The organism is Maritalea myrionectae, assembly GCF_003433515.1.
Lineage (GTDB): Bacteria > Pseudomonadota > Alphaproteobacteria > Rhizobiales > Devosiaceae > Maritalea > Maritalea myrionectae.
Genome location: NZ_CP021330.1, coordinates 3,275,919 through 3,289,369 on the forward strand (window position 1 = coordinate 3,275,919; position 13,451 = coordinate 3,289,369).

The window sequence follows — 13,451 nt, forward strand, 5'->3', positions numbered from 1 at the left end:
GCGAGAATAATGCGGGGACGACAAAAACTGATTGACAATTATGGACAGTCAAGCTCATTGGTTTTTCGCCTGAAATAATTGGGCGATGGTCGCGACTTCTCTTTTCATTTCATTCAATCTGGAGACGAACAAAATTGGAAAAAAATCTGGGTGCCGATGTTTACGGCATAGATCGTTGGGGGCATGAGATTCTAAGCGTTTTGCCGAACGGCGACGCGGGTCTTATCGATGTAATGAACCGTGGTGCTACACCCGTAAGTATTCCCTCGATCATCCAAGATTTAAGTGAGCGCGGGATCACCTCGCCAATTTTGTTGCGGGTCAATTCCTTTTTGCAATCTAGCCTGATCGAACTGAATGAAGGCTTCCGCACCGCCATCAAGGATTACGAATATCAAGGGGCCTATCGCGGCGTCTTCCCGGTTAAGGTCAACCAACAAGCCGAAGTGGTGCGCCGCATCGTTGAAACGGGCCATCAATATGATTACGGGCTTGAAGTTGGGTCCAAGCCGGAATTGCTGATTGCTTTGGCGCAAAATCTGTCGAAGGAAGCGCTACTGATTTGTAATGGGGTGAAGGACGAAGAGTTTATTCGCCTCGCCATTATGTCACGCAAGATGGGTTTCAACACCATTATCGTGCTGGAAAGTCCCAAAGAACTTGACCACGTGTTCAAGGTGGCGCGCGATCTGGGGGAAAAGCCTGCGCTTGGCGTGCGGATCAAACTCACCCATCAAATCAAAGGCTATTGGGCCACCTCTTCTGGTGATCGGTCCAGCTTTGGCATGACGGTGGACAATGTGATCGATGTGATTGACCGCCTCAAAAATGAAGGCATGGACGATTGCCTGGTGCTGCAGCACTCACACTTGGGATCGCAAATCCCTGACATTATTGATGTGCGCCGCACCGTGAATGAAGCCTGCCGCTTTTATACCGAATTAAAATCACTCGGCCTGCCGCTGCGCTATCTCGATTTGGGGGGCGGCCTCGGCATTGACTATACTGGCGAAAAGCAGGCCAATGAAAACTCAATCAACTATGGTTTGAGCGAATATTGCGAAGCGATTGTCGAAACAGTCAAATATGCCATGGATGAAGCGGAAATTGAGCACCCCAGCATTGTCACAGAGAGCGGACGCGGTGTGGTCGCCCTTTCTTCAATGCTGCTGTTCGATATTTTGGATGTTACGCTTTATGACAGTAAAACCAAGCCCGAGATCAGCGAAGACGATCACCATCTCATCCATGACATGATGGCAATCACCGAATATTTGTCAGCCAAGCGGCTGCAGGAATCGGTGAACGACGCGATCTATTATCGCGACGAAATTCGAGCTTATTTCCGCCGCGGCAATGTGGACATTCGCTCCATGGCGCGGGCAGAAAATGTGTTCCGCTATCTGGTTTCGATGTTCAAGCAATTGGCGACCGAGATTGAAGTGCCTGCGCAATTGGAAGAGCAATTGGATGGGTTTGCGGATATTTATCACGGCAACTTCTCGCTGTTCCAGAGCTTGCCGGATGTGTGGGCGATTGATCAGCTACACCCGGTGATGCCGCTGCAACGCCTTGATGAGATGCCTGAACGCCGCGCTGTTCTGTCCGACATCACTTGCGATTCTGACGGTAAAGTGGATCGATTTGTGTTGGCTGATGGCGTGTCGAAAACGCTGCCTGTGCATGAAATCTCCGATGAAGAGAACTATTATATCGGCGTGTTTTTTGTGGGCGCTTATCAGGAAACCCTGGGCGATCTGCACAATCTGTTTGGCGACACCAATGTGGTCACCATTTCCCTGAAAGAGAATGGCGATTTCGACCTTTTGCATGAAGTGGAAGGCGATACCATTGCCGAAGTGCTCAATGCGGTGGAATATGAGGCGGCAGCTTGCTTGGCTGCGTTCCGGCAACGGGCGGACGAAGCGGTGAGCCAAAAAGAATTGACGATATCTGAGCGGCGCGAATTGATCGCAGCCTATAAAGACAGCCTTGCTGGCTACACATATTTTGAAGCCTAGGCTTTAACAAAAGAAGGATTTGTTTGATGGGTAATGTACTTGTCATTGGCGCCGGGGGCGTCGGATCAGTTGCCGTACATAAAATGGCGATGAATAGCGATATTTTTTCAAATATCACGTTGGCCAGCCGCCGCAAATTCAAATGCGACGACATCGCCAAATCGGTTAAAGAGCGCACAGGGGTTGAGATCAATACTGCAGAAGTGGACGCCATGGATGTGGATGCAACTGCCGCGCTGATCAAAGAAACCGGCGCGGAGCTGGTGGTCAATTTGGCCCTGCCTTATCAGGATTTGGCTTTGATGGATGCGTGCTTGAAAGCGGGTGTGAACTATCTCGACACGGCCAATTATGAGCCTGAAGACGAAGCTAAGTTTGAATATAAGTGGCAGTGGGCTTATCAGGACAAATTCCGCGAAGCAGGATTGACCGCGATTTTGGGGTCGGGCTTTGATCCTGGGGTCACTTCTGTGTTCGCCACATGGCTTAAAAAGCACAAGCTCAACACCATCGACTATATCGACATTCTCGACTGTAATGGTGGCGACAATGGCAAAGCCTTCGCCACTAACTTCAATCCCGAGATCAATATTCGCGAAGTGACCGCACCAGCCCGGCACTGGGAAAATGGCGATTGGGTGGAAAGCCCCGCCATGACCACCAAATATAAATTCGACTTCCCGGCCGTGGGCGAGAAGAACATGTATTTGATGTATCACGAGGAATTGGAAAGCCTTAAAACGCATTTCCCAGAAATCAAACGCGCCCGTTTTTGGATGACGTTTGGCGATGCCTATATCAATCACGTCACCGTGCTGCAAAATGTGGGCATGACCAGCATTGAGCCTGTGATGCATGAGGGCAAGGAAATCATTCCCTTGCAATTCCTCAAGTCTGTTTTGCCGGACCCCAGCGAGCTGGGCGAATTGACCAAAGGCAAAACCTGCATTGGCGACATTGCCACAGGCGAGGCCATTGATGGCGGCGGACAGAAAACCTATTATATCTACAATATTTGCGACCATGAAGAGTGTTACGCTGAAGTTGGCTCACAGGCCGTGGCCTACACAACAGGCGTGCCCGCGATGATCGGGGCCGCACAAGTGTTGAAAGGCAATTGGGCGGAGCCCGGCGTGTGGAACATGGAGCAGCTTGATCCAGACAATTTCATGGACATGCTCAATCAGCATGGCCTGCCCTGGGAAGTGCACGAGTTGGATGCCCCTGCCGAGTTCTAAATGTTTTAGGGGCGGGCAACCGCCCTTTTTACTTTTAGGCGTTGAGCCGGAACCCAAGTGGTGCAAAGCTAGACCGGCACGGCTGGTGCACTTCAGCAGTTTACGTTGAATCATCAAGTTAGTGAAAACAGGAGGACCACCTCATGAACTGGGATTATATGGGCACTGGAATGGGTTTCGGAATGGGATTTGGCTGGCTTTTCGGCCTACTGGTCCTAGTGCTGCTGGTTTTGGCCATTGCGGCACTCATCAAATATCTTCGGAATTAGCAAAAAGGGAGTTCACTATGACTTACACGATCAATCGAATGATCTCCGATGCTGGCATCGACGAAGTTGACGCCCGCACCCGTGAGGCGCTGGCGGACCACGGCTTCGGTGTGCTGACCGAAATTGACGTCAAGGCGACGATGAAGAAAAAGCTCGATGTTGAGATGCCGGCCTATCGCATCCTTGGCGCTTGCAACCCCAAAATGGCTTTTCAGGCAATTGGCATTGAACCGCGGGTGGGTGCAATGCTCCCCTGCAACGTGATCCTACGCGAGCTTGATAATGGGGTGGAAGTTAGCGCCATTGATCCCGTGGCGTCGATGCAAGCGATTGAGAATAGCGAGCTCACATCAGTCGCTGGCGAGGTCCGCGACATGCTGGCGAAGGCTGTAGATGCAATTTAAGCAGAACTTGCTCGTCGCCAATTGTATGGCGACGGGCATGACCTCATCAAACGTCAACGCGATTGAGTTGTTTCGGCCTTTACCGCTTAACACCACTTCTTTTACTTTGGAGCCCTAATCAATGGCCGAAATGATGCAAACCCAAGCGGGGGATGCTGGTGCATTCCAGCAGTTTGATTTGGCACGTGTACCCTCCCCTTGTTTTGTGGTGGATGAGAAAGCTGTCGAACGCAATTTGCAGATTCTGGCTGACGTGAAGAGCCGTTCCGGCGCGCACGTTTTGGCGGCGCTCAAAGCGTTTTCCATGTTTTCTGTGGCGCCCTTGGTGTCAAAATATCTTGATGGCGTGTGCGCCTCGGGCCTATTTGAAGCCAAGCTGGGACGCGAAGAATATGAAGGTGAAGTGGCCACGTTCTGCGCAGGCTATAAAGATAGCGACATTGATGAGATCATTGCGCTGTCCGACCATATGATCTTCAACAGCCCAAGCCAAAAAGCGCGTTTTGCCTCCAAATGCCAGCAAGCTGGTGTCAGTGTGGGATTGCGGATCAACCCGCTGCACTCGGAAGGTGAGATCCCCAAATATGATCCATGTGCGCCCTGTTCGCGCCTAGGCACCCCTATCAACCAGCTGGATGACGAACTGCTGGACGGCGTGGACGGTTTGCACATGCATACTTTATGTGAGCAGGGGTTTGAACCCCTAGCCCGCACTTGGGCTGCCATTGAAAGCAAGCTCGCGCGATACCTGCCTCAGCTGAAATGGCTGAACTTTGGCGGCGGTCATCATATTACGCGCGCAGATTATGATCGCGAGGGTTTGATCAAATTCATCAAGAGCATTCGCGAGAAATATCAGCTCGAGGTCTATCTTGAACCGGGCGAAGCCGTGGCGCTTGATGCGGGCATTTTGGTGGGCGAGATTTTGGATTTGCCGCACAATGTCATGGATTTAGCGATCACCGACATTTCCGCCACCTGCCATATGCCTGATGTGATTGAAGCCCCTTATCGACCAGCCTTGATGGGCGAAGCGGAAAGTGGCCACACTTATCGGCTTGGCGGGCCCTCCTGTCTGGCAGGTGATGTGATCGGCGATTACACTTGGGCCACGCCGCTTCAAGTGGGCGATCGGTTCGCTTTTTTGGATCAGGCGCATTATTCCATGGTGAAAACCAACACATTTAATGGCGTCCCCCTTCCCGCCATTGCGCTTTGGAACAGCGAAACTGACCAGCTCACGATGGTCCGTGAGTTTGGCTATGATGAATTTAAAACCCGTTTGAGTTGAGGCGTTATGAGCATTTTCCTAGACAGTGAATTGAGCGACCAAGAGCGCCAGCGCGAAGCGGCCAAGTTTGTGGTCATCCCCATGCCATTGGAACGCACCGTTTCTTATGGCGTAGGCACCGAGGCTGGGCCAGGCGCGATCATCGAGGCTTCCAATGAGCTAGAGCGCCTCACCATCGGCAGGGAGCCCGCACTGGAGGGCATTGTCACCGAAGAGGCTGTGTCTTGCGACGGACCGTTGCCAGACGTGATGGAGCGTTTGGCTGCGCGTACGGCTCTCGCCGTTGAAGAAGGCAAAATCCCTGTCACCCTCGGCGGCGAACATTCACTGACCTATGGCGCGGTCACGGGCGTGTCACGTGCCTTGGGCAAGAAGGTCGGCATTGTGCAGATTGATGCCCATGCGGATTTGCGCATCGCCTATCAGGGCGAAAAGCACTCCCACGCTTCTGTCATGCATTTGCTGTGCGAAGATGGGCATAAGCTGGCGCAATATGGCGTGCGTGCCCTCTGCCAACAAGAGGTGGATTTGCGCGAAAAATACAATGTGAGTTTTCGCGATGCCGAGGAATTGGTGATGGAAAACATCACCAGCGCCGTGCTGCCCAATGATTTTCCAGAAGAGCTTTATATCAGTTTTGACGTGGATGGGTTGGACCCGTCCATCATGCCCGCAACTGGCACCCCAGTGCCCGGCGGCCTGGGCTATTATCAATCACTTTCCATCATCGCTTCTGTGCTGCGTGGACGCAAAATTGTCGGCATGGATATTGTCGAACTGGCCCCGGACGAGAAAAGTCAGGCCTGGGACTTCACCGCAGCGCAGATTGCTTATCGGATGATGGCGTTGGCATAGATCTCGGAGTCGCGGTAGCGCCATAGGGCGCTGTGCGTTATCCCGGCCCCCCCGGCTCTTTCTTGCCGCCACCGGTCGCTACGCGCCCGTCCCCGGCCCCCCCCAGCTCTTTCTTGCCGCCACCGGTCGCTATCGCTCCCGTCCCCGGCACCCCCGGCTCTTTTCTTGCCGCCACCGGCCGCTACGCGCCCGTCCCCGCCCCCCCCAGCTCTTTCTTGCCGCCACCGGTCGCTATCGCTCCCGTCCCCGGCACCCCCGCCATTGGTGCATCACAACGTACGAAGTGCGCGGCTTGGTTGGAGCAGGCGCACAATCCATCCACTACTGCCACCAAACCTGTCCCCCCTTAGCGAGTGCCGCCTCTACGTTCTTGCCATTTGGCATAAATTACACTATATTTGCCATTAAGGAGAATGATTATGCTCAATGAAGTGCGGCGCACGCCGTCGCAACCCGACCATAAAGAGATCAGCCAAGATGAGGCGGCGGCCATGGCCCGCGCCACGGTTAATCTGTTTCGCCGTTGGGAATTGAGCGACGGGCAGGCCCGGGAGCTTTTGGGCGGCATGGCGCCGCGCACTTGGGCACGCTGGAAGAAGGGCGATATTGGGCGCATTGATCGCGATTTGGCCATGCGCATGTCTATCTTGATGGGCATCCACAAAGGCTTGCGTTATCTGTTTTCTGATCCGCATCGCGGCTATAAATGGGTTAAAAAGCCCAACAGTGCATTTGCCGGGCAATCTGCACTGGATGTGATGTTGGGCGGATCAATCTTTAACCTTGCGCGTGTGCGCGATTATGTGGATGCGGAGCGCGGCGGCGCGTGAATATCGACCACATTCCTACGCGGCAGGTTACCTGGTCCCACACCTTTCGCATTATCCGTTCAATCTTCCCACCCATAGATCTATTTGAAGACATTGCCGACCCAGCGGACTGGGACGCATTGGCGTCTGCCGAAGCCAAAAGCAACCCGCGCATTGTCGACGAAATTGGCAATCTCGCTCTGGTGCCCGCCCATCGTCGCGTCAATGGCATTGGGGCCAGCTATGTGATGGCGCCCTTTACCCATGTCTCTACAGACCGACCGGGCCGCTTCACGGATGGAACCTATGGGGTTTACAGCGCTGGAAACCGGGACGAAGTGGCGATTTATGAGGTGGCCTATCATCATGGACGCTTTATGTCGGCAACACGGGAAGACCCAGGGTGGACCTCGCAATTTCGGATGTTGATCGGATCGCTTGATCAATTCCTGCACGATCTGACAGATGTGGCTGACGCCCTATTGCCGCATGATTGGACACAAAGCCAAAAGATCGGTGCGGCGCTGCGGGCGGCTGGCAGCAATGGCGTCGTCTATCCGAGCGTGCGCGCGCCGGAGGGCAAGTGCGTTGGAGTTTTTTGGCCCAATTTATTGCCCATCCCGCATCAAGCGGATCATTTCGACTTCCATTGGAACGGCGCTGAAGTGGACAAGGTGCGCAATTGCAATAGCGGTAAAATTTTTGCACTTTAGGGCATACTGAAAATACGGAGATTTTCCATGCCAATGCCACAGGAATATCAACGGGCCAGTATTATTTATGATCAGATTTTGACTGATCTGTGCGACGAGTTGCACTTAGCCACCCGCAATCAGACCTATACTTTGCTGCAATCGGTGCTCCTCGCCTTTCGGCGGCGCCTTACTGCGCCGCAAGTGCTGCAATTTGCTTCGCTTTTGCCGCCAATTGCGCGGGCTATTTTTGTCAAAGATTGGGATGAGCGTGAATATCTTCCTGACTTTGGCAGTGAGGGTGATTTGATTGAAGAGATCAAAGATGTGCGGCGGGCGCATAATTTTGCAGATGGTCACGCCATTAAGGGTGTAACGCACGTTCTGCGCCACCATATGGATGAAGCAAAGCTTGATGCTGCGCTAGCGGAAATCTCAGATGATGCTGTTGCCTATTGGCAAAACGAACAAGCCTAGTCTTTGCGTTTAAACGCCAAATAGTCGCGCAAGCCAGTTACAAGATAGTATGCCGCAGCCACCAGCGCGATAATCACCGCATAAAAGGTAAAGCTGCCATTTTGCGCTGCATCGGGGCCGACCATAAAGGTGGCGGCGATGAGCGCAACCAAGATCGCGCCCACAATTTTGCCCATGCCGGGATCATTCAGATTCATGATCAATTATCCCCCATTTTGAGGGCTTTGATAAAGGCTTCCTGCGGGATTTCGACTTTACCGAATTGCCGCATTTTTTTCTTACCAGCCTTTTGCTTGTCCAAAAGCTTGCGCTTCCGACTGGCGTCGCCACCATAACATTTTGCCGTCACGTCTTTGCGCAAAGCAGAAATGGTTTCGCGGGCGATCACTTTGCCGCCAATAGCCGCCTGAATTGGAATTTTGAACAGGTGCTGTGGGATCAATTCTTTAAGCTTCTCACACATAACGCGACCGCGGGCTTCCGCCGCAGAACGGTGCACTAGCATCGACAACGCGTCTACCGGCTCGCCATTGACCATGATCGACATTTTCACCAAGTCGCCTGCGCGGTAATCGGAGATTTGATAGTCGAAACTGGCATAGCCTTTGGAGATAGATTTCAAACGGTCGTAGAAATCAAATACCACCTCGTTGAGTGGCAAATCATATTGCACCATGGCGCGGCTGCCGACATAGGACAAATCCACCTGGATACCGCGACGGTCCTGACACAATTTCAAAATCGCGCCGAGATAATCATCGGGGGTGAGAATATTGGCGCGAATCCACGGCTCGCGCACTTCTGCAATTTTCATCACTTCCGGCATATCGGCCGGGTTGTGCAATTGCTCCATATCACCATTGGTCATTTGAAGTTCGTACACAACGCTCGGTGCAGTCGCGATCAGCTCAAGGTCGAACTCGCGGCTAAGACGTTCTTGAATGATCTCAAGGTGCAAAAGCCCCAAAAAGCCACAGCGGAAACCAAAGCCAAGTGCGGCGGAGGTTTCCATTTCATAAGAGAAGCTGGAATCGTTCAACCGCAGTTTGCCCATCGCCGCGCGCAGATCTTCAAAATCATTGGCATCAACAGGGAACAGGCCGCAGAACACAACAGGTTGCGCTGGCCGGAAGCCTTCGAGCGCCTTATCACATGGCTTTTTCGCGTCGGTGATCGTGTCACCCACATTGGTATCGGCCACTTCTTTGATTGACGCAGTGATAAACCCGATTTCGCCCGGTCCCAACACGTCCGTTGCGATCAATTTCGGGGTGAAGACGCCCACACGATCAAGATCATAGATCGCACCAGTGTTCATCATTTTGACCTTTTGGCCTTTTTTGATGGTGCCGTCGATCACGCGGACCAAAACCACAACGCCCAAATAGGCATCGTACCAGCTATCCACCAGCATGGCTTTGAGCGGAGCGTTGATGTCCCCTTCTGGCGGCGGCAGGCGTTTTACAATTGCCTCAAGCACTGTTTCAACGCCGATCCCCGTTTTCGCTGAGATTTCCAGCGCATCCGAGGCATCAAGGCCGATCACATCTTCAATCTGTTGCTTAACCCGGTCGACATCAGCCGCGGGCAAATCGACCTTGTTGAGTACCGGCACGATCTCATGATCAACTTCAATCGCCTGATACACATTGGCCAGCGTTTGCGCTTCCACTCCTTGAGAGGCATCTACCACCAGCAACGAGCCTTCGCACGCAGCCAGAGAGCGGTTCACTTCATAGGCAAAGTCAACGTGTCCCGGTGTGTCGATCAAATTGAGAACGTAGGTTTCACCGTCGTCAGCTTCATATTTCAAACGCACAGTTTGTGCCTTGATGGTGATGCCGCGCTCACGCTCAATATCCATGCTATCAAGCACTTGATGCTGCATCTCACGTTCGGTCAACCCGCCCGTCAATTGAATCAGTCGATCAGCCAAGGTGGATTTACCATGGTCGATGTGAGCAACGATGGAGAAATTGCGAATGTTTTTAAGGTCTGTCATGGGCTGGTGATTACCAGCTTTCTTTTCACAAGAAAAGAGAAATTGGTAACCATGTGTGAAAAGCGTCAATCCCTTGCCGCACGCGGTTTGACGACGGTTCAAATTGCGGGTGCATTTGGAGTGTGTCGGGAGCGTGAAATTTGACGAACGCGACCTAAAAACATGCATTCGAACCGGAACAAATTGGTGATGTCGTTCGTTCTATTCTGAACACATTGATCGATATAATGTGTCGTGTTTGGCGCTGCCAAATACGATCAACTGCCGCACCAGAGGGAGGGGCAATGAACATCTTCAAATTGCTCCTGTCGCTCGCACCGTTTTTGGTGCTGCCGACCGCCTTGAGCGCGGCCCCCTTGCCGCCCGCCCGGCCCGCAGATTTGGCTGTGACCGTTGCAGCAGAACCCGAAAAGCCAAAAAGCGACATTGTCTATCAAGCCGCTTGCCCGGCGCTTATGGATAAGGGGATTGAGGCAAAGATCCTCCCTCCAATCGACAGTGAGGGTTGTGGCACGTCCTCGCCTTATCAATTGAAGTCCATTTCCATTTCAGGACGCAAAATCAATCTGGCCTCACCGGCCACATTCAATTGTGCCATGGCGACGGCTTTTATTGACTGGGCCAAGCGGGTGGATCAGATCAGCCGCACCATGCATGGCGCGGGCATCAAGACCATTTACACGGGCACCAGCTATGTGTGTCGACGTCGCAATAATTCAAAAACCGGCAAAATCTCTGAGCATGGGTTTGCAAATGCCATCGACTTAACGGGCTTTTCGCTCACCAATGAAACCGAGATAAAGCTACCAAGTGCTTGGAACAATGGCGGCAAAAGCCAAAAATTGATGCGCGCCAGCCACAAGCAGGGCTGCGAGATTTTCACCACCGTTTTGGGACCCGAGGCCAATGCCTTGCATAAGGACCATTTGCACCTTGATATGGGGTGCCACGGAAAGAATTGTACTTACAAAATATGCGATTGATTGCCCCACCTCGCAAATAATCATGATTGCGAGTTGTTCTTGTAAAAAATCAGGATTAGATTGAACTAAACATGCTGATTTTTTTGGGAATATTCCATGCTCAACCGGGTACTAGGTGGCCAACGTCGCCGATTTGATGATCTATCAGAAGCCGAAATTCTAGCCCTTGCCATTTCAGCTGAAGAGGACGACGCGCGCATTTATGCGGCCTATGCGGATATGTTGCGCGAAGAGTTCCCCGCATCGGCAAAAGTGTTTGAGGGCATGGTCGCGGAGGAAAACGAACACCGCCAGATTCTGATCGACATGTTCACCAAAAAGTTTGGCGATAAGATCCCGTTGGTGCGGCGCGAGCACATCAAGGGCTTTATGGAGCGCAAGCCGTTTTGGTTGATGAAAAACCTGCCGCTTGAAACCATCCGCCAACAGGCTTGGGAAATGGAAGAAGCGGCGCAAAACTTCTATCTTGAGGCATTGAAGCGGACCAAAGATGCGCATATTCGCAAGCTTTTGGGCGATCTGGCGATTGCTGAGCAGCATCACAAGAACGCGGCAGATGAGCTGACAGAAGAGCATTTGGGCGAAGATGCCCTTGAAAGCGAAGACAAGCAAAAGCACCGTAAATTTGTGTTGACCTATGTGCAGCCAGGGCTTGCAGGGTTGATGGACGGGTCCGTCTCCACCCTTGCGCCCATCTTTGCTGCTGCCTTTGCCACCCATTCCACATGGGAAACGTTTTTGGTGGGTTTGGCCGCATCGATCGGCGCGGGCATCTCCATGGGCTTCACCGAAGCCGCCTCTGACGATGGCAAACTGACCGGACGTGGATCACCGATTAAACGGGGCTTTGCTTCCGGCATCATGACCACTATTGGCGGGTTGGGCCACGCGCTACCCTATCTGATTGCTGACTTTTGGACGGCCACTGTCACCGCGATCATTGTGGTGTTTATCGAATTGTGGGTGATCGCCTATATCCAGAACCGTTATATGGATACGCCTTTCTGGCGGGCGGTTTTGCAAGTGGTGTTTGGCGGTTCACTGGTGTTTGCCGCAGGTATTTTGATCGGCAATGCTTAGCGACGCTATTTTAATTTTTGAGTGATTTTATGACCCTGACGCCCGAATTTTTGGACGCCAATTATGTCGAACGCGATGGCGTTCGTCTTGCCTATGGTGATGTCGGCCCCAAAGATGGACCCGTTGTTTTTCTTGTTCATGGGCTTGCGGCGTCAGGCATGCAATTTACCGCAGACGCGCATTTTTTCGCTAAATGGGGCTACCGGGTCATCGTGCCCGATTTGCGCGGGCATGGGCGCTCCAGCGCGCCAACGGGCAAAAAGTCAGAGGACTTTTCAATAGCCGAAATGGCAAAAGACATTATAGCAATTGCCGACCACATTGAAGCGAGTGTGTTTCATTATGTGGGCAATTCGCTGGGCGGCATTTTAGCGCTCTGGGCGCTCAAGGAGCATGGTGCGCGGTTTAGAAGCTTTGCCAGTTTTGGCACCAGCTATTCGTTGCGCACTCCCGAGGCTGGGGTCGGGCTTTTAAAGTGGATTTATAAGTTGCTGGGACCAAATCTGATCGGGCGTATCGGCGCCGTGGGCACCACCAAAAACAAAGCGGCCCGTCCGATTGTTCGAGCCATGCTGACCGCGATTGATATTGATGTGGTTACACAAATTGTGGGCCATGTAGGCAACTATAATTTGATCGACAATGCGTTGGCCTATCCAGGGCCGATCATGCTGCTGCGCTGTGGACACGACAAATCCGTAAATTCTGCGTTGGGGCCAACGCTTTCAAAAATGAAAAGCCAAGATGATTTCACTCTGATTGAGGTTCCCGATGGTGGCCATTGCGCCAATCTGGATGCCACAGATCGTGTGCGGCAATATTTGTTGGAATTCTGGCAAACCACCGAGCAAAACGAGCGTTAAGCAGCGCTTTCCTCAACTTCATTTTGCAAACCATCGAGCAAGGTGCGCCAGCCTTCTTGATGCTCTTTCTTCATATTTTGGCCACCAAACCAGACAACTTGCTCATAGCAAATAACACGGGTGCCATTGCCTTCAGGCACCAATTCAACTGTACTTTGCGAGCATGACATTATTTGTCCGCCTGCTTTGACTCGGATTGAGCTGACGATGCGTTTTTCCGGCAGGATGTCGATATAGCGTGTGTCGAATGCCGCCATAACCTCACCGTCCTTGATCATTTCACTTTCTTCGTGAGCGCCCACTTCAAATGAAGAGGGGCCATATCTCATCTCCATATCTGGCGGCGTTGGCTCCCATCTTTTGCGCGCCTCTGCATCCGCAAAAGCCATATAAACCCGTGCTGGTGAGGCCTTCATTACACGTTCATCATGCACCGTTTCCGCGATAGCAACTGGTTCTGCCATCCC

15 protein-coding genes are annotated in these 13,451 nt (G+C 52.5%); 12 read left to right on the forward strand and 3 right to left on the reverse strand.

The window, feature by feature from the left end:
• Nucleotides 1–134: 134 nt before the first annotated feature.
• From speA to MXMO3_RS16470, 9 genes are all read left to right on the forward strand, one after another.
• On the forward strand, nucleotides 135–2,021 hold the full coding sequence (gene speA, locus MXMO3_RS16435) for a biosynthetic arginine decarboxylase (RefSeq protein ID WP_027834203.1): 1,887 nt from the start codon (nucleotides 135–137) through the stop codon (nucleotides 2,019–2,021).
• Between the two features lie 26 nt (nucleotides 2,022–2,047).
• Nucleotides 2,048–3,259 (forward strand): saccharopine dehydrogenase family protein, encoded by a 1,212-nt coding sequence (locus tag MXMO3_RS16440; protein ID WP_117396591.1) that lies wholly within the window; start codon nucleotides 2,048–2,050, stop codon nucleotides 3,257–3,259.
• A gap of 143 nt (nucleotides 3,260–3,402) precedes the next feature.
• Nucleotides 3,403–3,528 carry a hypothetical protein gene (locus tag MXMO3_RS19025; RefSeq protein WP_281273903.1) on the forward strand — a complete coding sequence of 42 codons (126 nt, stop codon included), beginning with the start codon at nucleotides 3,403–3,405 and terminating at the stop codon, nucleotides 3,526–3,528.
• A 17-nt stretch (nucleotides 3,529–3,545) separates the two neighbouring features.
• Nucleotides 3,546–3,932, forward strand: a complete 387-nt coding sequence (locus tag MXMO3_RS16445; RefSeq protein ID WP_117396592.1) for a DUF302 domain-containing protein — start codon at nucleotides 3,546–3,548, stop codon at nucleotides 3,930–3,932.
• Nucleotides 3,933–4,053: 121 nt separating this feature from the next.
• The gene (gene nspC / locus MXMO3_RS16450) at nucleotides 4,054–5,223 is read left to right on the forward strand and encodes a carboxynorspermidine decarboxylase (RefSeq protein ID WP_117396593.1); all 1,170 of its coding nucleotides are present in this window, start codon (nucleotides 4,054–4,056) and stop codon (nucleotides 5,221–5,223) included.
• Nucleotides 5,224–5,229: 6 nt separating this feature from the next.
• On the forward strand, nucleotides 5,230–6,078 hold the full coding sequence (gene speB / locus MXMO3_RS16455; RefSeq protein WP_117396594.1) for an agmatinase: 849 nt from the start codon (nucleotides 5,230–5,232) through the stop codon (nucleotides 6,076–6,078).
• A gap of 413 nt (nucleotides 6,079–6,491) precedes the next feature.
• Nucleotides 6,492–6,908 carry an MbcA/ParS/Xre antitoxin family protein gene (locus tag MXMO3_RS16460; protein WP_117396595.1) on the forward strand — a complete coding sequence of 139 codons (417 nt, stop codon included), beginning with the start codon at nucleotides 6,492–6,494 and terminating at the stop codon, nucleotides 6,906–6,908.
• On the forward strand, nucleotides 6,905–7,600 hold the full coding sequence (locus tag MXMO3_RS16465; RefSeq protein WP_205468043.1) for an RES family NAD+ phosphorylase: 696 nt from the start codon (nucleotides 6,905–6,907) through the stop codon (nucleotides 7,598–7,600). The genes MXMO3_RS16460 and MXMO3_RS16465 overlap by 4 nt, the downstream gene beginning before the upstream one ends.
• A gap of 27 nt (nucleotides 7,601–7,627) precedes the next feature.
• Complete coding sequence (locus MXMO3_RS16470; RefSeq protein ID WP_117396596.1) at nucleotides 7,628–8,056, forward strand: DUF2267 domain-containing protein; 429 nt, start codon at nucleotides 7,628–7,630, stop codon at nucleotides 8,054–8,056.
• Here the strand turns inward: MXMO3_RS16470 and MXMO3_RS16475 are convergent.
• Together MXMO3_RS16475 and lepA are read right to left on the reverse strand one after the other, a co-directional pair.
• Nucleotides 8,053–8,253 (reverse strand): hypothetical protein, encoded by a 201-nt coding sequence (locus MXMO3_RS16475; protein ID WP_027834211.1) that lies wholly within the window; start codon nucleotides 8,251–8,253, stop codon nucleotides 8,053–8,055. The genes MXMO3_RS16470 and MXMO3_RS16475 overlap by 4 nt on opposite strands.
• 2 nt (nucleotides 8,254–8,255) lie before the next feature.
• Entirely contained in the window at nucleotides 8,256–10,058 is a 1,803-nt protein-coding gene (lepA, locus tag MXMO3_RS16480) for a translation elongation factor 4 (protein WP_027834212.1), read from the reverse strand.
• A gap of 284 nt (nucleotides 10,059–10,342) precedes the next feature.
• On the opposite strand from lepA, the gene MXMO3_RS16485 reads away from it, so the two are divergent.
• The 3 genes from MXMO3_RS16485 to MXMO3_RS16495 all read left to right on the forward strand — a co-directional run bounded on the left by MXMO3_RS16485 (nucleotide 10,343) and on the right by MXMO3_RS16495 (nucleotide 12,984).
• Nucleotides 10,343–11,041 (forward strand): extensin-like domain-containing protein, encoded by a 699-nt coding sequence (locus tag MXMO3_RS16485; protein WP_162889320.1) that lies wholly within the window; start codon nucleotides 10,343–10,345, stop codon nucleotides 11,039–11,041.
• A gap of 96 nt (nucleotides 11,042–11,137) precedes the next feature.
• Nucleotides 11,138–12,121, forward strand: coding sequence for an iron exporter MbfA (gene mbfA, locus MXMO3_RS16490; protein ID WP_027834213.1), 984 nt, complete (start codon nucleotides 11,138–11,140; stop codon nucleotides 12,119–12,121).
• Nucleotides 12,122–12,150: 29 nt separating this feature from the next.
• Nucleotides 12,151–12,984 (forward strand): alpha/beta fold hydrolase, encoded by an 834-nt coding sequence (locus MXMO3_RS16495; protein WP_117396598.1) that lies wholly within the window; start codon nucleotides 12,151–12,153, stop codon nucleotides 12,982–12,984.
• Here the strand turns inward: MXMO3_RS16495 and MXMO3_RS16500 are convergent.
• A complete protein-coding gene (locus MXMO3_RS16500) occupies nucleotides 12,981–13,448 on the reverse strand; it encodes an SRPBCC domain-containing protein (protein WP_117396599.1) in 468 nt (155 codons plus the stop codon). The two genes, MXMO3_RS16495 and MXMO3_RS16500, sit on opposite strands and share 4 nt — an antisense overlap.
• Nucleotides 13,449–13,451 lie beyond the last annotated feature (3 nt).